Annotated in this window: 19 protein-coding genes; 7 read left to right on the forward strand and 12 right to left on the reverse strand. The window is 64.1% G+C overall.

Annotation, left to right across the window (positions count from 1 at the left end):
- Positions 1-116 precede the first annotated feature (116 nt).
- From KIO76_RS14270 to KIO76_RS14285, 4 genes are read right to left on the reverse strand one after another with little or no spacing between them, the layout of a single operon-like run.
- The gene (locus KIO76_RS14270; protein WP_213323887.1) at positions 117-2,087 is read right to left on the reverse strand and encodes a glycosyltransferase; all 1,971 of its coding nucleotides are present in this window, start codon (positions 2,085-2,087) and stop codon (positions 117-119) included.
- Positions 2,084-3,223: a glycosyltransferase family 4 protein gene (locus KIO76_RS14275; protein ID WP_213323888.1), complete on the reverse strand. Its 1,140-nt coding sequence runs from the start codon at positions 3,221-3,223 to the stop codon at positions 2,084-2,086. The genes KIO76_RS14270 and KIO76_RS14275 overlap by 4 nt, the downstream gene beginning before the upstream one ends.
- Complete coding sequence (locus tag KIO76_RS14280) at positions 3,220-4,560, reverse strand: glycosyltransferase family 4 protein (protein ID WP_213323889.1); 1,341 nt, start codon at positions 4,558-4,560, stop codon at positions 3,220-3,222. The genes KIO76_RS14275 and KIO76_RS14280 overlap by 4 nt, the downstream gene beginning before the upstream one ends.
- Before the next feature lie 6 nt (positions 4,561-4,566).
- On the reverse strand, positions 4,567-5,844 hold the full coding sequence (locus tag KIO76_RS14285; RefSeq protein WP_213323890.1) for a glycosyltransferase family protein: 1,278 nt from the start codon (positions 5,842-5,844) through the stop codon (positions 4,567-4,569).
- A 172-nt stretch (positions 5,845-6,016) separates the two neighbouring features.
- Here KIO76_RS14285 and KIO76_RS14290 point away from each other — a divergent pair, with 172 nt between their 5' ends.
- Positions 6,017-8,797 carry an ABC transporter ATP-binding protein/permease gene (locus KIO76_RS14290; protein WP_213323891.1) on the forward strand — a complete coding sequence of 927 codons (2,781 nt, stop codon included), beginning with the start codon at positions 6,017-6,019 and terminating at the stop codon, positions 8,795-8,797.
- Positions 8,794-9,237 carry a Crp/Fnr family transcriptional regulator gene (locus KIO76_RS14295; RefSeq protein ID WP_213323892.1) on the forward strand — a complete coding sequence of 148 codons (444 nt, stop codon included), beginning with the start codon at positions 8,794-8,796 and terminating at the stop codon, positions 9,235-9,237. The genes KIO76_RS14290 and KIO76_RS14295 overlap by 4 nt, the downstream gene beginning before the upstream one ends.
- A gap of 88 nt (positions 9,238-9,325) precedes the next feature.
- Here the strand turns inward: KIO76_RS14295 and KIO76_RS14300 are convergent, their stop codons facing one another.
- Together KIO76_RS14300 and KIO76_RS14305 are read right to left on the reverse strand one after the other, a co-directional pair.
- Positions 9,326-10,138, reverse strand: coding sequence for an FkbM family methyltransferase (locus KIO76_RS14300; RefSeq protein WP_213323893.1), 813 nt, complete (start codon positions 10,136-10,138; stop codon positions 9,326-9,328).
- Positions 10,135-11,439: a UDP-glucose dehydrogenase family protein gene (locus tag KIO76_RS14305; RefSeq protein ID WP_213323894.1), complete on the reverse strand. Its 1,305-nt coding sequence runs from the start codon at positions 11,437-11,439 to the stop codon at positions 10,135-10,137. Before KIO76_RS14305 ends, KIO76_RS14300 begins: the two co-directional genes overlap by 4 nt.
- Before the next feature lie 169 nt (positions 11,440-11,608).
- Here KIO76_RS14305 and KIO76_RS14310 point away from each other — a divergent pair, with 169 nt between their 5' ends.
- Entirely contained in the window at positions 11,609-12,616 is a 1,008-nt protein-coding gene (locus KIO76_RS14310) for an asparaginase (RefSeq protein WP_213323895.1), read from the forward strand.
- Here the strand turns inward: KIO76_RS14310 and KIO76_RS14315 are convergent.
- A complete protein-coding gene (locus tag KIO76_RS14315; RefSeq protein WP_213323896.1) occupies positions 12,611-14,008 on the reverse strand; it encodes a TIGR03808 family TAT-translocated repetitive protein in 1,398 nt (465 codons plus the stop codon). The genes KIO76_RS14310 and KIO76_RS14315 overlap by 6 nt on opposite strands.
- A gap of 215 nt (positions 14,009-14,223) precedes the next feature.
- Here KIO76_RS14315 and KIO76_RS14320 point away from each other — a divergent pair, with 215 nt between their 5' ends.
- The gene (locus tag KIO76_RS14320) at positions 14,224-15,258 is read left to right on the forward strand and encodes an alpha/beta hydrolase (protein ID WP_249729601.1); all 1,035 of its coding nucleotides are present in this window, start codon (positions 14,224-14,226) and stop codon (positions 15,256-15,258) included.
- Positions 15,259-15,273: 15 nt separating this feature from the next.
- On the opposite strand, the gene KIO76_RS14325 is transcribed toward KIO76_RS14320, so the two are convergent.
- Positions 15,274-15,684: a DUF4332 domain-containing protein gene (locus KIO76_RS14325; RefSeq protein WP_213323897.1), complete on the reverse strand. Its 411-nt coding sequence runs from the start codon at positions 15,682-15,684 to the stop codon at positions 15,274-15,276.
- A 173-nt stretch (positions 15,685-15,857) separates the two neighbouring features.
- Positions 15,858-16,250: a DUF2267 domain-containing protein gene (locus KIO76_RS14330; RefSeq protein WP_213323898.1), complete on the reverse strand. Its 393-nt coding sequence runs from the start codon at positions 16,248-16,250 to the stop codon at positions 15,858-15,860.
- Between the two features lie 207 nt (positions 16,251-16,457).
- Here KIO76_RS14330 and KIO76_RS14335 point away from each other — a divergent pair, with 207 nt between their 5' ends.
- Entirely contained in the window at positions 16,458-18,005 is a 1,548-nt protein-coding gene (locus tag KIO76_RS14335; RefSeq protein ID WP_213323899.1) for a helicase HerA-like domain-containing protein, read from the forward strand.
- A gap of 121 nt (positions 18,006-18,126) precedes the next feature.
- Positions 18,127-18,912 carry a DUF1194 domain-containing protein gene (locus KIO76_RS14340; RefSeq protein WP_249729602.1) on the forward strand — a complete coding sequence of 262 codons (786 nt, stop codon included), beginning with the start codon at positions 18,127-18,129 and terminating at the stop codon, positions 18,910-18,912.
- On the opposite strand, the gene murJ is transcribed toward KIO76_RS14340, so the two are convergent.
- Complete coding sequence (gene murJ / locus KIO76_RS14345; RefSeq protein ID WP_213323900.1) at positions 18,895-20,421, reverse strand: murein biosynthesis integral membrane protein MurJ; 1,527 nt, start codon at positions 20,419-20,421, stop codon at positions 18,895-18,897. The two genes, KIO76_RS14340 and murJ, sit on opposite strands and share 18 nt — an antisense overlap.
- Positions 20,421-21,449, reverse strand: a complete 1,029-nt coding sequence (locus KIO76_RS14350; RefSeq protein ID WP_213323901.1) for a glycosyltransferase family 2 protein — start codon at positions 21,447-21,449, stop codon at positions 20,421-20,423. The genes murJ and KIO76_RS14350 overlap by 1 nt, the downstream gene beginning before the upstream one ends.
- Before the next feature lie 185 nt (positions 21,450-21,634).
- On the opposite strand from KIO76_RS14350, the gene KIO76_RS14355 reads away from it, so the two are divergent.
- The gene (locus KIO76_RS14355) at positions 21,635-22,588 is read left to right on the forward strand and encodes a ChbG/HpnK family deacetylase (RefSeq protein WP_291977272.1); all 954 of its coding nucleotides are present in this window, start codon (positions 21,635-21,637) and stop codon (positions 22,586-22,588) included.
- A gap of 269 nt (positions 22,589-22,857) precedes the next feature.
- On the opposite strand, the gene KIO76_RS14360 is transcribed toward KIO76_RS14355, so the two are convergent.
- On the reverse strand, positions 22,858-23,454 hold the full coding sequence (locus KIO76_RS14360; RefSeq protein ID WP_213323903.1) for a superoxide dismutase: 597 nt from the start codon (positions 23,452-23,454) through the stop codon (positions 22,858-22,860).
- Positions 23,455-23,493 lie beyond the last annotated feature (39 nt).

Here is a 23,493-nt window from a genome sequence, read left to right on the forward strand (position 1 = left end):
TTGCCCACCCTGGTACCTGATAGTTGTCCGCCTGGCGGACTAAATAATTGATCTGGCGCAACCTTCAGCGGGAGCGCGTGCTCCGCACAGGTTTTAATTGCCGATTTTTTTCATCACTATGGCGATGCTCCGGCGTCCGGATCGGCAGCATCGGCGGGAGTGAAGATGGCGCGTGCCGCGAGCGGCCTGACGATAGCCGAGGCCGTCAAACGTCCCAGGAGATCCTCGCAGAAGCGCCAGATCGCTTCATCATGGGCCAGATGATGGGTCAGGAGGCCGATGGGTTCGTCATCCGGCGCGGTGAGGATCACGCTTGCGAGGCGGCTGATGAGGATCTGCGGATCGAGGAGGCTGCGGCTTCCGCGCCAATCGATCGGGTCGCAGTGGCAATTGGCAATGACGAGGCCGGTTGCCGGCTCCCGCTGCTTGAAGGTGGACAGACCCGCATATCCCAATTCCGGGAGTGTCGCAGCCAGTCCCGGAGCGATCCGGTTCCACGGCGGCACGAAGGTGGGAACGAGCTTGGCTGGCAGGAGGGCGCGCAGACGTTCAAGTCCGGCCCGTGCTTCCGCATGCACGGCATCGAGCGGCCGATGGTCACCGAACTCTGCCTTCTTCTCGCCGGCGGGCGCGTGATTGCGGTGGCCAAACCCATGAACGAGCACGTCGACCGAGGGTTCCGCGCTCAGACGTGCCGCGAGCTCGGGGCCCGCGGCCGCGGGAATGACGGCGAGCGCGAGCGGCATTCCATGCCTTGCGGCCATCGCCAGGAGCTTGTCGAGCGCAGCCGTTGGCCCGACGGCGTCGTCATCGCGCCACCAGAAATCTAATGTTGCGCCGCGATGAGCGCGCCGGCTGAGGGCGTCGTCCAGGGCGGCCCAGCGTGAGGCGGTATCTGGGAAGGATCCGGGCGCGGCAAGCCGGGCGGTAGTCGCCTGACGGGGCATGGCGGCGAGTTCCGCGACTATGTCTAGGGTGCGGCTGAGCCCGTTCCGGTCGATCGATGCGGCCTGTGGTTGTGGTCCGGCCAGCGCGGCGCGAACCGTCTCGGCAAGCCGATCCGCGGACAACTCCTCCTGCGGCAGCACCGTGACGAGCCCCTCGCGCGCGAAACGCTCAGCGCGCAGGCGCTGTTCGGTCTCGCCGCCGTCCTCAAAAGGCACGACGACCGCACGGGTTCCGGCCCGCAGCAGGTCGACCGCGGTATTGTAGCCGAACTGGCTGACGGCGACTGCCGCACGGGCGAGCAAGGCGGGAAAGTCGCGCCGCGCGCGCTCGACCGTGAGATGGTCAGGCGCGGCCTCGAGGAGAGACTTAAAATCCGCTTCACTCACGCCCGCACCGACCAGAAGTCGCCAGGGGTGGCGGGCAAGGATCGCCGCTGCCCCGATCGCGGCACGATAGACCGGCAGGGACGCTGCGCTCCCCCCGCCGGATACGAGGATTTCGCCCTGAGGGACAGGGTCGATGGCGTCCGACCGCGCGATCGCCGCCGATCCATCGTCAATATAGCCCGTATAGCGCAGGAGGGCGCCCACACCATCATCGACCGGCCAGCTTGCCTCCAGAGGCAGCACCGCCGGGTCCCCGTGCACCAGCACCGCGTCATAGAAGGCGCGCAGGTGCGCATGGCTCTGAGCGATACGCTCCGGCCGGCGTGAGGCGGCCAGCACGTCGCGCGCCGACGACAGCACCAGCGGACGCGGCCGCAAGGCATGGGCGGCGTTGAGCAGAGCGAGATGTTCGGCGGCGAGCGCCCTGCGGCCGAAGGGAAACAGCTCGGTGATGACGACATCCGGGCGAAGCGCGCGAAGCGTCGCTACCAGTTTCGCGGCGCGGGCCTCAAGATGCGCGAGGGAAGCTGCTTCGCCTGACGCATCGAGAAGATGCGAGAAAGCAGTGCCCTCGACCCGCACCGGCGGGAGCTGGATGACCGTGAAGCCCGTGCTGTCGAGCAAGGGCGAGGGCATGCCGCCCGAAGCTAGGGTGACCTCATGTCCGGCCGCCGCGAACGCGCGGGCGATGGCCGCTGCCCGGTTGAGATGCCCGACCCCGAGGAGATGGGTGACGCTGACGAGGATCTTCATCCTATCCCTGTTCTCTCGGACGTATTGGCGATGAGGGGCGCGAGCGACCGACGCAGGATCTGGGCTGCGCCGGTGAGACTCCGTTCGCTCCGCACGAAGTTGCGAGCGGCTTTCCCCATAGCGGCACGATGCGCGGGATCTCCAAGCAGCTTGGAGAGAGCCGCGGAAAAGACGCTGGCATCGCCGGGAGACACCAGCACGCCGCTCTCACCGTCGCGGATCACCCCCGGCACACCGCCGTAGGCGCCGGCGATCGCCGGGCACCCCTGGACAGCCGCCTCGAGAAAAATCATGCCATAAGCTTCATTGACGGCCGGCCAGACGAGGAGCTCCGCATTGGCATAGAACCCCGCCATGCGGTTTTCGTCGTTCACCAGGCCGTGGAATGTGATGCGCTCGCCAAAGGGAGCAAACAGCGCCTCCACCTCCGCCCGGGCCGGGCCATCACCGACGACGTCCAGACGCCATGGCAGATGATAGGACACCTGTCGAAGCGCCTGCGCCAGGAGCCGGTAGCTCGCGAGCTTGTCGCCATGGCGCATCATCGCCACGGCGAGGAGGCGGCAAGGATCTTCGCTGCGCCGCGAGCGGCGATCCCTCGCGGCTTGTGGCGTATCGATGAAGGGGGGTAGCGCTATGAGCTGCTGGCCGGCGCGGCTCATCGCGGCGAGGGCAGGGCGATCCGCCTCATTCATCACGAAAACGATGGCCGCTGTGTCAAGCGCCGCCTCCGCGCCTGCGTGGCCGAGGTGCCATGGGCCATCGGCGCGTTTCGACGCGCGCGAACCCTCCGCGACCACATAGGGAATGCCGAGCGCCGCGGCGACGCGCGGGCCGATCCAGTCGGGTGCCTTGTAATAGACGTGATAGGTGAACCAGAGAGCCGGCCGGTCAGCCGTGGGCCGGGCGCTCCAGGCCTCGGCGAGTCGATCAGCCTCGGCAAGGCTCGCGTCTCGCAACGCTCTTTGCAGCGCGGGCTCACCGGCGCCGTCGAAGCTGCGCAGGGTGGTTGCGACGCGGGGGGCAAAACCTGCCCGCGCCAGCGCCTTCAGCAGCAGCCGCGCCATCCGACGGTCGCCGGAAGCGACGGGATGATCCGGCGGCTTGAGGGGAGCATAGAACGCGATGGCGCTCATTCCGTCGGCGCTGCCACCAGGGCGCGTTCCGTCTCAGCCTTGCCTGTGCCGTCCCCATCGACGGATGGCGCGCGATCGTCGCCGAGCTGCGCGCGAAATTTTGCCGCGAGAAGCTCGATCCCGGCATCCATGGAAAAATCCCGCGCAAGCCTGCTCGCCGCGGCCTGCCCAAGAAGCGCGCGACGTTTCGGGTCCCGCGCCAGCAGATTGATGGCATTGGCGAGAAGATCCCAGCGACCGGGCGGTACAAGCACGCCCTCGCGCCCGTCGCGCAGGAATTCGGGGATTCCGGCGAAGTCGCTCGCTACGATCGCGAGCTCCTGGCTGGCCGCTTCCATTAAAACATTGGGCAGCCCGTCGCGATCACCGGATTTCGCCTCCTTGGCCGGCAAGACGAACAGATCCGCCTCACGCATCATCGTGATGACGTCCGGCTGTGCCTTGGCGCCCAGGAACGCTACGCGCCCCGCTATCCCCTCGCGCGCGGCCTGCTGCTTGAGGTCACCAAGCAGTTCACCGCCACCGATGTGCACGAACTGCCAGTGCAGACCGTCGGGCAGCGCGGCAAGCGCCGCGAGAAGATCGTCGAAGCCCTTCTTGGCGACGGCGCGCCCGACGGTGACGATACGGACGGGGTCCGCCGGATCCGAGCCGTCGCGCGGCGGGCGTTGCGGCGGCGCCGGGAAGCGGCTGAGATCGAGCCCGTGATAGACGAGCTCGACACGTCCGGGCCGGGACGGTTCGGACGGCGAAAGCCCGGACAGTCTGATGTGCCCATCCCTCGTGCACGTCACCCCCCACGCACTGTCTGTGATCTTCTCCCGGATCTCCCAGTCTGGCGTCGTCCAGATGTCTTTCGCGTGTGCCGAGAAACTGAAGGTCAGGCCACGCAGCAGCGCCGCATAGCGCACAACCGAGGCTGGGGTGTGCAGATAGTGCACGTGGAGGTGGCCGGTATGCGCTGGGAGCTCGCGCGCCAGCACGAAGGCCTGGCCCAGGCGCCGGCCACGGTTCGCGGTCATGTCGCGCTTCAGGTCGCGCCAGAACGTGCCGAGCATGCGCCAGATCGTTCGCTGGCGCAGCCCCCAGAGAAAGCCGGCAGCGACGCGCAGGGGCTCCTGATAGAGATATTCTGGCAAGTAGTTTGGCCGGGCCTTGATCTTCTTGTGCATGGGATGCACCGCCTTTTCCGTCGGGTGACGGAGAGACCAGATCGCGAGCGGCAGGCCACGCGCCTCGAGCGCCAGGATTTCCTGTGCGATGAAAGTTTCGGAGAGACGCGGGTAACCCTTGACGACCACGGCGATGACGCCGGACGGATGTTGCTCCAACGGCATAGCCGGTTACTCGGCCGCCTGGTGCGTGACAACGGGTTCCGGCCGCTCGGCAAGCCAGTCGCCGAACCGGCGCCCGATGACGTCGAGGCCATCGAGAAGGCCGGGGACGAACACTTCCGATGGACGCTTCTGGCTGGCGAGGTCATTGATGGCATCGGCCATGGCCTTGGCCGTGCCGCTGCCTTGCACCAGCATGCGGATGAGGCCGAGGCGCTCAGCCTGCGCGGCGCGGATATACTGTTCCAGGCGCGGGGTGGTGCGCGGCACGATCAGCGTCGGCTTGTCGAGGGATAGCACCTCGCAGAACGTATTGTATCCGCCCATGGCCACCACCGCCGAAGCGCGGTTCATCAGCAGCTCTAGCTTGGAATCGAAGGAGATCGCCGCGAGCTTCGGGTGCTTGGCGATACGTGCCATGAAGCCGCGCCGCTGCTCGCGGTTGATGAACGGACCGAAAACGATGAGCGCGGGAATATCGGGGCAAGCCTCGGACTCATAGGCGGATATCGTCCAGTCGATCAGATCCTCGCCGTCGCCCCCACCGCCTGTCGTCACGAGCACGAAGGGCCCGCGCGTAATCCGGGGATAGCTGGTGATGCTGGCCTCGCGTGGCAGGCCGCGACGCAAATAGCCCGTATAGAGGATCCGCTGCCTGACCTCCTCGGACAGGGGAAGGCAGGCGAGCGGCTCATAGAACTGCTGGAGGCCGTAGACCCATATTTCATCGTAGTAGGTGGACAGGGCTTCAAGCCCGCCTTTGCGTTCCCATTCGGGCTTCAACGCCGCGGGCTCATCCATCACGTCGCGGATACCCAGTACGAGGCGGGCTCCGTTGCGTTTCAGGATGTTGAGGGCAGGCAGAATCTCGCCACGAAAACCGGTAGGTTCCTTGTCGATGATAACGAGATCAGGCCGGAAACTTTGGGCTGTTTGCGCAATGATGGCGGCGCGCAGATTTGTCGTTTCCTCGATGCCGATATTCAGGTTGAGGCTTCGGTAGTCGCCGTTGCGCAGCTTCACGACCCCCGGCACGCGCACGTGATCGACGCCGGATCCGAACTCGAAATTGCCGATGACGGGCGAGCCCGAGATGATCACCACGGACACGCCGGCGGTACCGCCCGCAAGCGCATTGGCGATCGCGCGCGAGCGCCGGAGGTGCCCCAGCCCAAACGTGTCGTGGCTGTAAATGAGCACCCGCGCGCGCTCAACGGCAGGGGGTGCCGGGAGTTGTTGGTCGACGAGCCCGCCGATATGTTCGTCGTCGAATACTGCCGCCGGCATGGCAGCTCCCCGGCCGGTTGATCCCGCTATCCCCGTGTTATGGATTGGTTCGGCGCTTTCGTCCATGGTGGAGGAGCCTATATAGTCCTATTATTGATGACGACGCATCAGGTGCGGCTCGCATTGAGATGCCTTCTTTGTTGCCGTTGCGTGTCAGCCCGGAATCAACTGCGTGGATAAAAGTCTCTTCCGCTATATCTGGAGGTACTCCAGCCGCGAGCAGCTCGTCATTTTCGCGGTCATCCTCGCATCGCTGCCCTTCTATTTCTGGTCGCTGGACCTGCCCAAGAGCATCGTCAACGATGTTATACAGGCAGGCGCCTTCAAAAATGGCAAGACTGAAGCCGTTTTCCTGGAGATTGCCTTCACGCCGCCAAGCTGGCTGGGGGATTGGGGGCGGATCACGCTGTTCCCCGGCATCACGGTGGACCAGATCGGGCTGCTGCTCGGTCTGTCGATCATGTTCCTCGTGTTGGTGCTGATCAACGGCGGTTTCAAGTACTGGATCAACGTGGCGAAAGGCGCGCTCGGCGAGCGAATGCTGCGCCGCCTGCGCTTCGACCTGTTCGCCATTACGCTGCGCTTCACGCCCAATACGTTGCGCACCGTCAAGGCCTCAGAGACGGCGACGATCATCAAGGACGAAGTCGAGCCGATCGGCGGCTTCATCGGTGACGCCTTCGTCCAGCCGTTGCTGCTTGGCACGCAGGCCTTGACGGCGATGATCTTCATTCTGATGCAGAACGTGTGGCTCGGTCTCCTCGCCGGTGCTGTCGTCGGGGTGCAGTTCACCGTCATCCCGCGGATGCGGCGCATCCAGTTGCGCCTCGGCAAAAAGCGGCAGATCGCCTCCCGTCGTCTTGCCGGGCGCATCGGCGAGATCGTTGACGGCATGGAAGCGGTACATGTGCACAACGCCACCCGCTGGGAGCGGGCCGAGATCGGCGAGCGACTCTATTACATCTTTGACCTGCGTTTCCGCATCTACAAATGGAAATTCATGGTCAAGTTCCTCAACAACCTCTTGGCCCAGATCACCCCCTTCTTCTTCTATGTCGTCGGCGGCTATCTCGCTCTCAAAGGGCATCTGGACATCGGCCAGCTGGTTGCGGTGATCGGCGCTTACCGGGATCTACCGCCGCCGCTCAAGGAGCTGATCGACTGGGACCAGCAACGGCTGGATGTCCAGATCAAATACGATCAGATCATTCAGCAGTTCATTCCGGACAGGCTGCTGCCGCCTGAAGTCGTGGATGACTCCGGTGAGATCCCGGAACTGGATGGGCCGGTGGTGTTCAAGAACCTGCACGTGCTGGATGCCCATGGCGGCACTCTGCTGGAAGGGGTGACCCTTGGCTGGTCCTATCCAGCGCGGGTTGCCCTTGTCGGTGATAGTGGGCCAGGCCCCAGCGTCATGGCGCGCGTTCTGGGGCGCCGCATGGACTACGGCGGCTCGGCCACGATCGCAGGCAATGAACTGTTGCAGATGTCGGATGCGGTCGCCGGCCGGCGTGTCGCCTATGTCGGCAGCGAACCTATTCTGTTTCCGGGTACGCTGCGTGAAAATCTTGTTTACGGTCTGCGCTACGCACCCCATCCCTCGGGGGAAGACGGTGATGCTGCTGATGCGGAGCGAATTCTCGAGGCCAAACGCACCGGCAATCCATGCGACAAGCTGACGGACGATTGGATCGATTATCAGGCGGCCGGCGTGGACGGGGCCGAGGAGCTCGATGTCCAGCTCATCGAAATCCTGACTGAGCTGGAGCTTGCCGACGATGTCTATCGTTTCGGTCTGTCCGGCCTTGTGGACCTTGACCGTCAACCGGAGCTTGAGGAACAGGTCGTGGAGGCGAGACATCTCCTGCGCGCCAAGCTCAAGGAAGATGGGCTGGAGCGACTTGTCGAGCCCTTTGATCGGGATCGTTACAATCGCCAGGCTTCCATCGGTGAGAATTTGTTGTTCGGGGCTTCCACGGCGCCAAGCTTCTCCGGTCGCGGTCTGGTGGCCAACCCACTTCTGCGCGGCGTGCTCGACAGCCAGGATCTAACCCCTGAACTGGTGGAACTCGGTGCGCGTATCGCCGAGACCATGACCGAGATCTTCCGGGATTTGCCGCCGGGCCATCCACTCTTCGATCAGTTCTCCTTCATCGCGGCCGATGATCTGCAGGAATATGAGGACATCATGCGCCGCCGCTCCCTGCGCGGCACCGCGGCTCTGTCGCGAGAGGATAAGACGCGTCTGCTCGCCCTGCCGTTCGATTACATCGAGCCGCGGCATCGCTTGGGCTTCCTGAACGACGAACTGCGTGAGCGCATCGTCGCCGCCCGGCACTTGCTCGGCGAGCGCCTCAAGGGCAGCGTGTTCGAGAACGACCTGGTGCTCTATGACCCAGACGAGTTATGCAGCGCCGCGCCTCTACGCGACAACCTGTTGTTCGGCCGGGTAGCTTACGACATCGCCGATGCCCAGAGCCAGATCACGGCACTGATTTCCGAAGTCGTCGACGAACTTGGCCTTCGTCAGAGTGTCGAGGTCGTCGGGCTCGGCTATCAGGTCGGCCCGGCAGGGCGCCTCCTGACGCCGCAGCAACGTTCCGGCGTGGCGCTCGGCCGCTGCATCGTCAAGCGCCCCGATCATTTCATCCTGAACAACGCGCTGTCGGCCTATGGCGATGCACAGGCACGCCGTCTTCTGACACGTTTACTCGACACTCACCGCGAGCGGTGTATCGTCGTTGTCATGCGTCAGCTTCACAATCGCGACGAATTCGACGTGGTCGTGGAGTTCGATGGCGCCGGGGCACGGATTGTGCATGGCGTGGATGTTTCCCCGGAGGACAATGGGGAGCAGGATGAAGTTGCCCCGGCCGATGAGGATGAGGCGATTGGCAGCGTCGGTAGGCGCGATGACAGGGTTGAGGCCATTTTGGTGAAGGGCAGATCATGACATTGGAATCCGAAGTTCAATCCCTTCGCCAGGTTCCGATGTTCCGGGAAATTGATCCGGCGCGGCTCAAACTGCTCGCCTTCACAAGCGAACGCGTGGGCTTTGCGCCCGGCCAGCGCTTCTTCAGCCAGGGCGACGCGTCCGACGCGGCATATGTCATCCTGGCTGGCAAGGCGCAGGTGATGCTCGACCTGCCGGCTGGCGCGTTCAAGATCGCGGAGCTCGGCACAAACGACATCGTCGGGGAGATGGGTATCCTCTCGGATACCCCGCGTTCGGCAAGCGTGGTTGCCGAGGGCGAGGTGACGGCACTGCGCATCGACAAGCGGGTCTTTCTGGAACTGCTCGGTCAGTTTCCCCAGATGTCGATCGCTGTCATGCGAGAACTCGCGAAGCGCCTGGAGCGCACCAACGCGCGGCTGGCGGAAAGCTCAAGCTGAGCTATTCACGAACATAGGCGAGGGTTCGTGCCGTGCTTCCGTGGAAGCAAGGTGCCGGGACTTGCCTCGCAGCATTCGGGAGCGCCCCTCAGCTGGAAAGGCCGCCGCGCGAGAACAGCCATTGATCTTGCCGGCACCAGTCCGGATCGGACAGAAGGTCTTGTACAGCGATGGCCCTGCCTGTGCCGAAATCGCCGACCGGTTGGGCAAGCCATCCTGAAAATGGCGCCAAAGCAGCCTGTTCGAGCGATGCCCTGTCCGTGCCGGGGCGCGCTTCTGCGAGAATGCGCGGGTGGAACGATACGAGCGCCGTGGCTCGTGGATGCGCGAGAAGCGGCGCGAATGCGGGCAGCACGTCATATTCCGCGCCTTCGAGATCCATCTTGATGACCGGTCGCTCGCCGGGGCCGATGAGCGCAGCAATTTCAGCGGGTGTGACGGCCGGGGTTGTCCACGTCAGCGTTGCCGTCTCTGCGAGCAGCATGCTCGCCATCGAGTCGCCGGCCTTCCTGCGGGCACCGAATGTCACGGGTGCGGACGTTGCCGCCACGGCGCGTTCGATGATGGTGATTCGTGACGTGAGTTCGTGATTGGCAGCAACGTTTTTTTTCAGAACTGCGGCAGCGGCGGGATCCGCTTCGACCGCGATGACGCGTGCGCCGCAGGCGGCGGCATGCAGGCTCGTCGGGCCGATCCACGCGCCGAGGTCAATGAAGAGTGCATCCTCGGCGATTAGCTTAGCCTGCGTGCGGAGTGCTCCCGCCTCCCACGTGCCGGCATCCGCACGTGCCCAGAAAGTCGGATAGTCATCGACGACTGTCACCACGTGGCCACCGAGATGGACGGTTCGCGCTGCCGCGTTCGGTGCCGTCGCTTCAGACGTGATCGACGTCCCGCTCACGGCCGGCCAACGCTGACATAGGTGAAGCCCCGCTGGCGCATTTCCTGCGGTCTGTAGATATTGCGCAGGTCGACCACGACGGGAGCGGCCAGTGCCGCCTTGATCCGGTTGAGATCAAGCGCGCGGAACGCGTCCCATTCCGTCAGGATCACCAGTGCGTCTGCGCCGTTCATGCAGTCATAGGCGTCGTCGCTGAGATGAACACCCGGCAGAAGCCTCTGGATTTCCGGTGATTGCGCGGGTTCGAAGGCCCGCACGGTTGCCCCGGCCTCCTGCAGCGCGGGAACGATCGTAAGGGACGGCGCGTCGCGCATATCGTCCGTGTTCGGCTTGAAGGTGAGGCCGAGCAGGGCGATGGTCTTGCCTTCGACGTGACCCCCGCAGGCCGCGATGATCTTGTCGGCCATCGCGCGTTTGCGGCGATCGTTGGTCTCGACGACCGCCGAGACGATCGATAGGGAGCTGTTGTTTTCCTCGGCGGTGCGCAGGAGCGCCAGCGTATCCTTCGGAAAGCACGAGCCGCCATAGCCGGGACCCGCGTGCAGGAACTTTCCGCCGATACGATTGTCGAGGCCAATGCCGCGGGCGACCTCCTGCACATTGGCGCCCACGCTCTCGCAGAGGTCTGCAATCTCGTTGATAAAGGTGATCTTTGTCGCGAGGAACGCGTTGGCGGCGTATTTGATGAGTTCGGCGGTGCGGCGTCCGGTGAAGACGATCGGCGCCTGGTTGAGGTAGAGCGGACGGTAGATCTCCGCCATGACCGCCTGCGCGCGCTGTTCGTCCGTGCCGATGACGATGCGGTCGGGCCGCTTGAAATCGGTTATGGCTGCGCCCTCACGCAGGAATTCCGGGTTTGAGACCACAGAGATCTCGGTGTCCGGACGGATCTCGCGCATGATCCGCTCGACTTCATCCCCCGTGCCGACGGGGACCGTCGATTTCGTCACGACAACAGTATAGCCGTCGATCGCCGCCGCGATCTGACGGGCAGCCTGGTGGACGAAGGTGAGGTCGGCATGGCCGTCGCCACGACGCGAGGGTGTGCCGACGGCGATGAAGACCGCGTCAGCCTCGCGCACGGCATCCGTCAGATCCGTGGTGAAGGACAGCCGTCCCGCCCTGCGGTTGTTGTCCACGAGGTCGCTGAGGCCCGGCTCGAAAATCGGGATTTCGCCGCGCTGGAGCATGGAGATCTTGGCGGGATCGTTGTCGACGCAGGTGACCGCATGGCCGAAATCTGCAAAGCACGTTCCAGATACGAGGCCGACATAGCCCGTACCGATCATTGCAATACGCATCAGTCGCCTTCCTCGCGAGCCTCGCAACGGATTTAACGATCGTAGAGCCTGCCCGCAAGGACGGCTCATGCCGATGTATCCCCCTCGTCGCGGTCTACGCGCCGCAACCTGCGCGGAACGCTTTGACAAGCCTTGTGTTACACGGCACGAAGCCAGCAGGAGGTTGCGAATGGACAATCCTGTTCTCGTCGAGGTGCGCCGCGGTACGGTAGTCGAGTCACGCCACCGCGGAGCAGTGGCCGTCGCTGACGCGCGCGGCGGACTGGTGCTGGCCATTGGTGACGTGGAGAGGCCGATTTTCCCGCGCTCTGCTGTGAAGGCGCTCCAGGCTCTGCCATTGATCGAGAGTGGCGCCGCTGACCGCTTCGGCCTTTCCGGGGCAGAGCTCGCTCTCGCCTGCTCATCGCACTCCGGCGAGGCAATGCATGCCGAGACAGCCGCAGCCATGCTAGGGAAGGCAGGGCATCAGCCGACGTGCCTCGAATGCGGGATTCAGCATCCGATGGGCGTTGCGGCGTCCCGCGCGCTCGCTTGGCACCACCAGAAACCTTCGGCCCTTCACAACAATTGTTCGGGCAAGCACGCGGGCTTTATCTGTGTCGCGACCGCGATGGATGTCGATGTCGCCGGCTATGTGCAGGCCGAGCACCCGGTTCAGCGCGAGGTGCGATCGGCGCTAGAGACCATGACCGGAGCGCCTCATATCGATTCCCTGCGCGGTACGGATGGTTGCTCGATACCCACCTATGCCGTGCCGCTGCAATCCCTGGCGCTTGCCTTTGCCCGCTTCGGCACCGGCGTCGGTCTGTCTTCCCATCGCGCCGCGGCGGCCAAACGGCTGCGCAAGGCGGTTGCCGAGAATCCTCTCATGCTGGCGGGAACGGGGCGCTTCGACAGCCGTATCACCGAGATCTTCGGCGAACGGGTATTCCTGAAGACCGGGGCCGAAGGCGTTTACTGCGGGAGTTTGCCGGAGGCGGGGCTCGGCTTTGCGATAAAATGCGACGACGGCGCCACGCGCGCTGCGGAAGTGGCGACGGCTGCGCTCATCGCGCGTTTCCTTGCCCTCAGCGATACGGACAAGGCTGCCCTCAGGCCTTTCGTCAATCCCGGCATGACCAATTGGAACGGCATCGCCGTGGGCTCGCTGGCGCCCGCCAGCGCGCTGGGCTTATGAGGTGACCGCATTGCCTTCGATGCGGATGCCCTTCGCGCGCTCGTCGGCCCCACGGGTGAGATCGCCGGTCACCGCATCTGTGTAGCGGTAGCCGATGATGGCGCCTTTCGCTGCACCCGCAATGACATTGTTGGCGATGACCGCGTTGCGGATATCCGGCACAAGGCTTACGCCGATGCCGACCGGTGATCCGCGCACCATGTTGCTGGTGATGACAAGGTTGCGCATGGCATAGGACCAGCCTGCGCTGATACCGACGAAGTCGGCGCCGTCGATGGCGTTGCCGGTGACGGTGGTCTCCGCCTCGGCATGAATGCCGTAACCTCCGACGATATCCGGCGCATACGGAGACTTTCGCCGCGTCACATTGCGCACGAGATTGCCCGAGCAGACGGCGAGCCGGCCGCCCTGATCGAGATTGGTGATGGAGATCCCGGTCGCGGCATCGTCGATGATGTTGTTGGCGATCACGGCACCTTCAAAGGCGAATTCCGAGAAAATCGCAGTCTCGCCGAAATGGGCGCAATTGTTGCCAAGGATCTGGCAGTTCGCGCCCGAGTTGTTGCGGATCGCCGAGAGGGCGCAATCACGGACGACGTTATTCGCGATGACGACACCGCCCGCCCGGAACACGCTGATTCCATTCCCGTTCTCGCCGGTGCCACCCGCGTCGAAATGAATGTCCGAGATGCGGTTGCCGCGAACGATGGTGCTGTCCTCGCCGGCCGCGGAGCGCCAGATCTGGATTCCGTTGTTGCTGCAGGTGCGGATCGTGTTGTCCACCGCGGACAGGCCGGTGGCATCAAGGCTGAAGAGTGCCGACGAGCCCATGCCCGTAAAGCTCGTCGTGTCAACGCGTCCTCCCGAACCACGCAGCACAAGGCCGATCTGCGCAGAGTTGGTGAAGCTGCACGCCTCCACGATGAACTGCGGCGTACCGTTGATTTCGACGAGACCGCGGCCCTGGGGGAGAGGCTGGCCCATGCCGTCGAACATGAGATTGAGGAGGCTTCCGCGCCGGATGCCGTCGGCAAGCATGATGGGAGCATCTGCCGCCTGGACGAGACGCGCCTGCCCGCCGACACCGATGATCGTGCTGCCTTCCACCAGCGGAACCGCGGACACATGGTAGCGGCCCGGCTGCAGCACGAGCGGCACCTGGCGCTGGGCCGCCTCGCGAACCGCGGCGGTCAGCGCTCTGGTCTGATCGTCAGGGCTGTTCGCGTTAAGGCCGAGCGTCGCTGCGTCGAGACCGAGATTTCCCGCAGGAGAAGCTGGACGGCCCCGGTCGCGGGATTGGGCGAGGCCATCGGCTGACCGCAGGAGGGTGGTTCCCGCCGCAAGACCGAGCGCGCCAGCGCCTGCCAGGAAAATGCGTCGGCTGGATGCCATGTTCGAATGTCCTTTCACAGCCCTGCGCGGTCACGGGATAGGTATTGCCTACCGCATTTGGACGGCAAAAGCCTTAACCGCCCCCAGATTGCCACCAACTCGTAAAGGACGACCAAAACTTGCTGCGGCGCGCCTATTGACGGCGCAGTCCCGCCGCGCGATTGCCGCAATCGCCGCGCTCTATGGCGGCCCGATTGATGAGCCCTGCGTTGCCTATGCCGCTTCGTCCTGTGATGTCCCGCCGCTTGTTTCTCCGCCTTGCCGCCGTGCAAGGGGCGACCACCGCTCTCGCCGCCTGTGGCGGCGCGACCGCTGATTTTGCCGTGGGCGCCAGCACGACCGGTGGCGGTGCTGGGGGCGGCTTCGTCGTCGATGCGATCACCAACCGTAAGCCCGTGGACGGCGCACAGGCCTCTCCGTGGTTTGGCAGCGAGCGCAGCGGCGCTGTGCGAGCCGTCGAGGTCAAGTTCGCCCCTCCGCCCTCGAGTCTGATCGGACGCGCCTCCGCCTCGATCACGGGTCGCTGGCAGATCACGAGTGTGGAGCCGAACGGCTCGTCTGACCCGATCGCCGGCGTCGCGCAACGTGCCGTCGGTCGAGAGGTGCTTCTTTATATTCACGGATACAACGAATCGTTCGAGACGGCCGTCGTCAGCGCGGCTGAACTCTCCACCGGCATCCGCTTTACGGGCCTGACAGCGGCCTTCAGCTGGCCTTCTAAGAGCGGGCTGCTCGATTACGTCTATGACCGCGAGAGCGCCCTGTGGTCGCGGGATGCGCTACAGGATCTGTTGGAAGCCTTGGTGCGCAACGGCGCAGTGGGGCGCGTGCATATTGTCGCGCACAGCATGGGTTCACTTCTCCTTTTGGAAACCTTGCGCCAGCTTTGGGCGTCGAGCGCGAGCGCCGACATTCCCCCGCGCTTCGGCGCGATCGTGCTGGCCGCCCCGGATGTGGATGTCGACCAGTTCGCGGCGACGTTGAAGCGCATAGGACCTCTGGCCCAGCACATCACGGTGATCACCTCGTCCAGCGATCGCGCGCTCGGGGTGTCGCGGCGCATCGCCGGCGGCGTCGCGCGTGTCGGCGGGGCAGACCGCTCGGTGCTTGAACCGCTCGGCGTCAAGGTTGTCGATGCGTCGGACTACGGCTGGGGCGTCATCGGGCATGACGTCTTCCTGACGAATTCCGACGTGCGTCAGGTCATCGCCCGCGCCGTGGAAAGGCAGGGCGCGGTCGCCTCGCGCTGACGATCACTCCGTGGTTCAATAGGTCATCACCGGCGGCAGGCGCTTGGCCTGTTCGATCCAGCCCGTGACCACACTTTCGGGTGGGACGGCACGCACGAGCTTGCGCTTTTCATTGACGGCGGCGAGCGCCTTCGCGAGATGCGCAGCGTGGCGGTGCCGAAGTTCGTTGACCGTGTCGACGCCGGCGGCCTCCAGCAGTTCGGAATATTCCTCGGCGATGCCCTTGATCCGCATCAGGTCAGCATGGTTGGTCCATCTGAGGATGTAGCGTTCGTCGATCCCCGTCGCGAGGGCCAACTCGCTGCGGCCCTTTGGATCCTTGCCCCGCTCGAGAAGCTTCTCAGTCGTGGTCACGCCCGCTGCCTTGAGCCTCGCCGCATGGACCGCGCCAATGCCTTCGATCGCCACTATGGAATAGGACGCCATCGTGCTTCTCCCCCTTGTGCGGCGCCAGCGGGATGCCGGCGGCCCGGCGTTGCCCAATCCTCCTGAAACAAGCGCTTTGTAAATTCTTGGGAGCCTGGGATGGCCTCCGGAAGAGACGCGGCCGGAGTATTCGCCGGCCGGCAAGTGGTGTTCTGCCGAAGACGAAATCGGGCTCAGACGAACTGTGAAAGGCCGGGGATCTCGCCGACGATGGCGCCCATCACGTCCTCGCCGGCCTTTTCGCGGCCATAAGCGAAAAGCTCGTGGCCGAGCGTCTGCATCTGACCCATGGACAGCCCTGCGGCAGTTAATTCGCTGCCGAGCGCCATGATGCCGCCGGAGCCACCCATCAAACCTCCGAGGGCGCCCATGAGGCCGCCACCCTGCGATGACGAGCCCGCCTCGGCGATCGCCTGATCCGCGCCGGGCAACGCGGCGACGAGAGCGTTCACCTCGTTCTCCGGCCCCTCACGCTGGAGGAAGGCAAGTACGATCCCGATGGCACGGCGCGTCAATGCAGCGTCGAGGCCAACCTTTTCGCTGATCAGGTTTACGAGTTCATCCATGCTGTCCTCCATACGGCGCCATTGTCTCACGCCCACGTTTAAGATCAATGATTCGGATGTTCCGAGCGGGGCAGGCGGCCTGTTTGCGTCGTGAGGCCAGCGCCGAAGCCCCAGCTGCCAAGCCTCGGCACGTTGCGCTATGGAAAGGACATGTCTGATCACTTATAAATCCGGGGACGATTTTTGGCCCTTCCCGGATAAAAGCGCATGACCGATAGCGGCTCCATTTTCATCGGAAAGAGCACGAAGCCCGAAGAGCTCCTCCTCCGTCTCGCCAACCGCCATGGGTTGGTCACGGGGGCAACCGGAACCGGCAAGACGGTGACGCTGCAGGTGCTGGCCGAGGGCTTCTCGAATGCCGGCGTGCCCGTGTTCGCGGCTGACGTGAAGGGTGACCTTTCGGGCATCTCGCAACCTGGTGACAGCAAGCCCGCTTTCGTCAAGCGCGCCGCCGACATCGGCATTGACTATGTGCCAGACCGCTTCCCGGTGACTTTCTGGGATGTCTTCGGCGAGCAGGGCCATCCCATCCGTGCGACGATATCCGAGATGGGGCCTTTGTTGCTGTCACGCTTGCTCGATCTCAACGATACGCAGGAAGGCGTGCTGAACATTGCCTTTCGGGTGGCCGACGAGCGTGGCCTCCTGCTCCTCGATCTCAAGGATCTCCGCTCGCTGCTCACTTTCGTCGCCGAACAGGCGAAGGATCTGACCGCGACCTACGGCAATGTCTCCGTCCAGTCGATCGGCGCCATCCAACGCCAGCTCCTGGTGCTGGAAAACCAGAAGGGCGAGAAGTTCTTCGGCGAGCCGGCGCTGGACATCAATGATCTTCTTAAGACCGATCGCGACGGCCGTGGCGTGGTCAATATCTTGGCGTCCGACAAGCTGATGGCCAATCCACGGGTCTATGCGACCTTCCTGTTGTGGCTTCTCTCCGAATTGTTCGAGCAGATGCCGGAGGTTGGCGACCTCGACAAGCCAAAGCTCGTTTTCTTCTTCGACGAGGCGCATCTCCTGTTCGACAACGCGCCCAAGGCGCTGGTCGACGCGGTCGAGCGCGTCGTCAGGCTCATTCGCTCGAAGGGCGTCGGCGTCTATTTCGTCACGCAGAATCCACTCGACGTGCCAGATGCGGTGCTCGCCCAACTGGCCAACCGCGTTCAGCATGCGTTACGCGCCTTCACGCCGCGTGATCAGAAGGCTGTAAAGGCGGCCGCGGATACCTTCCGGCAGAACCCCTCGTTCGACACGGCCAAGGCCATCCTCGAACTGTCGGTAGGCGAGGCGCTTGTCTCGACCCTTGACGCTAAGGGTGCGCCCTCCATCGTCGAGCGGACATTGATCGCGCCGCCCGCGGCACGCGTCGGACCCTGCACGCCGGAGGAGCGAAACGCGATCATCGCAGCCAGTTCCATGCGCGGGAAATACGACGAGGAGATCGATAGGGAGTCTGCCTACGAGGTCTTGACCCAGCGCACCGCTGAGAACGCCGCCCCCGCTGGTGGTCAGTCAGAGGGCGGGGTGTTCGATACCATCTCCGGCATGCTTGGATCGATCCTCGGAACCAACGTGAAGCGCGGCACCCGTTTGACGACGACGCAGACGGTGGCGCGCAGCGTCACGCGCACGGTCATCAATAATGTCGCCGGCAACGTTGCGGCGCAGATCGGCAAATCAGTCGGCGGCGCGACCGGCAGCTCCGTTGGCCGCGCCATCGTCCGTGGCATGCTCGGCGGCATCTTGAAACGATAGCGGCGAGCAGCTCCGTCCATCGGCCGGCGCTCGTCTGTTCATTCATCATAACGCGGACGTGAGACGACCGCGCGGCTGGGCTGACTTAACCTTTGTTGCATCGCAACGATCGGGTGAAGTCATGTCGAAAGCCTCTGCCGTTCTTGCCGCCTTGATGACATCCCTCATCCTGTCCTTTGGAGGCCAGTCTACAAGCGCGCTGGCCGCGGACGAGGTCGATCTCGAACTGGTGCTGGCAGCGGACGGTTCAGGCTCTATCGACAATGACGAGTTGCGTCTCCAGCGGGAGGGTTGGGGCTCCGCCCTGACGAGTCAGGAGGTACTCAACGGTATCCGCGACGGCCTCATCGGCCGGATCGCCGTCGCCTATGTCGAATGGGGTGGCCCGGATTCGCAGGTGACGGTGGTCGATTGGCAGGTGATCAAGGATGCGGCAAGCGCCGCGGATTTCGCAGAGAAGCTCAGGACGCGCCCGCGTGGCGCCTATGGCTACAATTCGATCTCGAATGCCATCGACTACGCGGTGACCATGGTCGAGACCAACGCTTACGAAGGGATTCGCAAGATCATCGACGTGTCTGGGGACGGACCCAACATCGGCGGCCGGCCGCTGGCCGCCGCCCGGGGCGATGCGCTTGCCAAAGGGTTTACCATCAACGCGCTGGCGATCCGCCGGCCGGGCGGGCGCCCGGGTGGGCCGGGCGGCATGACGCTCGAGACTTATTATGCGGAGGCCGTCATCGGTGGTCCCGGGTCTTTCGTCGAGATCGCCGACAGCCAAACCCCCTTCGCCCTGGCGGCGAAGCGCAAGCTCGTCCAGGAAATCGCCGGACCGGCGCACGGGACGCACCGTTTTGCCTATGATCAGGCCGCCGCGGGGCGTGCATCATCAAATGCGGCGCAGTGAGAGCCTGAGGCCCCTGAACGCGAGGAGGATAGCCGCCGCATAGACGATGCCGCCGATCAGCGCATCGATGGCGAGCAGGAATTCGTCGTTGAAACGCGGCAGTCCGGCGCTCCAAGGACCGGCCACGCGATGGGTGGCGAGCGTCGCACCCGCGAGCGCAAGGCATGCGAGGGCGGTGGCGAGGACGGCACGCATGAGCTCTCCGTTGGGTGCAGTCCATCCGCGATGGAGCGCGATGCCGTAGAGGATCAGCACATTGGCCCAGGCCGCGATGGCTGTCGCCAGGGCCAGTCCCGCGGCGCCGAGAGACTGCGCGAAGATGATCTTGAGCGTGACGTTGACCGCGATCACCGACAGCGAGACGATCGCCGGGGTTGCGGTGTCGAGGCGGGAGCGGAAACTCGCGACCACGCTCGATATGAGAACGATGGCGGGCAGGCCTATGGCATAGGCCGACAGTACGGCGCCGGCGGCTTCGGCGTCAGCGGCTGTGAAGGCGCCGCGCCCGAAGACCGCCGACATGATGGTGGTCGGCAGCAGGAAGAAGGCCACGAGGCAGGGTGCCGACAGGGCGAGCGAGAAAATGAAGGCCCGGTTCTGCGCGCGATGCGCGCTGACCGTGTCTCCCGCCGACAGCCGCCGGCTCATTTCCGGCAGGAGCACGGTCCCGGCGGCTATGGCGATGACGCCGACGGGCAACTGATAGAGCCGATCGGCATAATAGATCGAGGCCACGGCGCCGGTTGGTAGCTGCGAGGCGATGATGGTGTCGGCGAACACCGCGATCTGGATGCCAGCCGAGCCGATGACGGCCGGGAGGAGCGCCTTCAGGAACACCTTCATGTCCGTGTCGAGGCGGGGTCGCACCAGCCGAGGCACCACGCCCGCGACGCGGGCGTCCGCCAGCACCATGAGGAGCTGCAGCAGGCCCGCGGCGCTGACACCCCAGGCGGCCGCATGGCCCGCCGTAGGAAAATAGGCAGCAAAGGCAAGCGCCACCACCATCGCGATATTCAAGAGGATGGGGGAAGCGGCAGCCGCCGCGAAGCGATCGACGGAATTGAGAATGCCGCTGACCAGCGTCACGAGGGTGATGAAAAACAGATAGGGGAAGGTGATGCGCGTCAGGGTGATGGCCAGCGCATATTTCTCCGGCTGGTCGGAGAACCCGGGTGCGAGCAGCGCGACAAGCCAGGGCATGCCAATGAGCGCGATGATCATCAGTGGTAGCTGCACGATGATCATCAAGGTCCAGACGCTGCTGGCGAAATGCTGAGCGGCCTTGTCGCCACTAGCTTCGCGCAGGCGCGAGATCGAGGGAATGAAGGCCTGGTTGAAGGCGCCCTCGCCGAAGATGGCGCGGAAATGGTTAGGTAGGCGAAGCGCGACGAAGAATGCGTCCGCCAGCATGCCGGCGCCCATGATTGCGGCGGCCATGAGGTCTCGGATCAGACCTGTGACGCGCGAAAGGAGTGTGAAGCCACTAACGGACAGAAGTTTTCTGAGCATCAGATATTCGCAGGCGTGACGGCCGCGGTGGGCGATGGGGGGGCTTGCGGGCGAGCAGGCACCTGCGCCTGCGCCCCGGCGGGGACGAGGCTTTCAGCGACGATGTAGAGCGGGCGGCGTTTCACCTCAGCGAAGATGCGCCCGACATATTCCCCGATCATGCCGAGCGACATGAGTTGAATACCTGAGAAGAACATCACCGACACGATCAGCGAGGGATAACCGGGCAGGTCGGAGCCGAGGAGGAGAGTGCGAATGAGAAAGTAGAGGGCTGTCGCGATGGAGGCGAGCGAGATGCCGAGACCGGCATAGGTCCAGATCTTCAGCGGGATGGTGGAAAACGAGGTTATGCCGTCGAAGGCAAATCGGAAGAGCTTCCGGAAACTCCATTTTGTGACGCCGTGGGCCCGATCTGCCACCACGAACGGAACGCCGACCGAGGAAAAGCCGACCCACGCATAAAGCCCCTTGGAGAAGCGCGCCCGTTCCCCCATCGCGCGCAGCGCGTCCACCGCGCGGCGGTCGATAAGGCGGAAATCACCGGCGCCTTCCGGCAAAGGCATCTCGCCGAAAGCGCGGAACAGGCGGTAGAACAGCCGCGCGAAGCCACGCTTGATCGGCGTTTCGTTCACGCGGTCCGTCCGCTGGCCGTACACCATGACGAAGCCTTCACGCCATCTGGCGACGAATTCGTTGATCGTCTCCGGCGGATGCTGGAGATCGGCATCCATGATCACCACGCCCCGACCCCGGGCGTAGTCGAGGCCAGCAGCAATCGCGACCTCCTTGCCGAAGTTGCGGCTGAACGCGACAACGCCGACCCGCGGCTCCTTCTCATGAGCCTCGCGAATCCGGGAGAGCGTCGTGTCGCGGCTGCCGTCGTTGACGAAGATGATCTCCCAGCTCGCCTTCCCCGTGTCCCCGGAGGGGGGCAGGCCGAGGCCTTCGAGCACCGGGATCAGGCGCGCAAGAAGAGGTGCGATGTTATCGGCCTCATTATAGACTGGCACGACGACCGACAGTTCCATGCGATAGGCCTATCCCTTGACCGCTCCACGACCTCAGCCGCATGAGGCAAGCGCCGAATTGGGCCGTCATCAAGACAACCTTTGCATCAGGACTTCAAGTGGGATCACAATCGCATCGCGCGGCGCAGTCACGCACATCGCATGTGATCATCGAGTGCGATCCGCGGCCCTTGGGAGAATGAAGCGTGCGCGTAGACGCCTTTGGTGAAAGATGGCCGCCGCGTCCTTGCACGCATCCGGCTTTTGCCCTCTGCGCCGACGACTTCGCGATGACCCAAGGGGTGAGCCAGGCCATCCTGAACCTGGCCGATCAGGGACGTTTGTCCGCGACAAGCGTCATGACGACCATGCCGCGCTGGCGCGCTCTCGCGCCTGCCTTGCGAGAGCGCGAGGCCGAACTCGCGATCGGCCTCCACCTCAACCTGACGCTTGGACGGCCGGCAACGGCGATGCCACGGTTAGCGCCCGGCGGCAGCCTTCCTGCTTTCGGCAGCCTGGCTGCGCAAAGCCTGACGGGCCGCTTGCGGGACCGGACTGCCAGGGACGAGCTGATGGCGGAAATAGGGGCACAGCTCGACCTGTTCACCGACGTTTTCGGGCGCGAACCGGACTATGTGGATGGCCATCAGCACGTTCATGTTCTGCCGGGCGTGCGTGGCGCTCTGCTCGCCTGTCTCGGCAACCGGGGGCTCGCGGGCCGTCTGTGGTTGCGTGATCCCTCTGATAAAACTGCGGCGATTCTCTCGCGACGCGGCCCGATGGCGAAGGCGCTGGTGATTGCGACACTTGCGAAAGGCTGGCGCGAAGCCGCGACGGCGGCAGGCTTCGCCACCAACCACGGCTTCGCGGGGGTCAGTGCCTTTCGATCCACAGGAGATTTCGGAACGGAGTTCGCCTCGTTCCTCGTCGCGCCAGGGCCACGCCATCTGGTGATGTGCCATCCGGGGGCGACGCCTCGCCCCGGCGAAGTCGATACGGAACTCAGAGCTCTTGATCCCGTCGTCGACAGTCGGCCGCTGGAGTTCGCTTTCCTGAAATCTTCGCGATTCGCTGAAGTCTGCGCTTCGGCGGGCATCGCGCTTATGCGGGGGAATGCGCTCAAGCTCCAGGGCGCAAGCGCCGGCACATGGCAGGCCTGAACTCCGGCACAAAAAATGGGGCCGCCAACGGCCCCATTTTCCAGAGCGGACCATCAAGAATGGCCAAGACCATGGTCATCCCCGGTCTGCCCTCTAAATCTGATCAATCCCGATTTCGGCTATGATCAGGAACTCGGCGGCACTCGAGTTACGGTGATCCCGACCGGAAAGGCGCTTCAATTTGTCGGGATGGCCGGGATGAGCCGGCCAAGACGACTGAGAACCAAGACGACTGAGAACGCTGAACGTCGACTGAACCTAGCCGATGATCAGCGAGCAGCGCCGTAAAGCTCGGCCACGTATTCCCAGTTGACCAGGTTATCAACGAAGGCCTTGAGGTAGTCGGGCCGGCGGTTGCGGTAATCGATGTAGTAGGAGTGCTCCCACACATCCACGCCGAGGATCGGGGTGGCGCCGTGGACGAGCGGATTCTCGCCATTCGGTGTCTTCATGACGACGATCTTGCCGTCCTTTACAGCGAGCCAGGACCAGCCCGAGCCGAATTGGGTGACGCCGCCCTGGATGAAATCTTCCTTCGCCTTTTCGACCGAGCCGAAGTCTTCCACAAGCTTCTTTTCGAGCTCGCCCGGAATCTTGCCGCCGCCATTCGGCTTCATCCACTTCCAGAAATGGACGTGGTTGTAATGCTGGCCGGCATTGTTGAAGAGGCCGGCATTCTTGCCATACGAGCCCTTGACGATCTCCTCGAGGGATTTGCCCTCGAATTCGCTGCCCTTCAGGAGATTGTTGCCATTGTCGACATAGGCCTTGTGGTGCTTGTCGTGGTGATACTCAAGCGTCTCCTTGGACATGTAGGGCTGGAGCGCATCATAGGCATAGGGCAGATCTGGAAGGGAAAAAGACATCGTGGGCTCCTTGGCATCCCCTGGCTGGATGCTCGACTT

Origin of the sequence: Chelatococcus sp. YT9, from assembly GCF_018398315.1 — a bacterium.
Classification (GTDB): domain Bacteria; phylum Pseudomonadota; class Alphaproteobacteria; order Rhizobiales; family Beijerinckiaceae; genus Chelatococcus.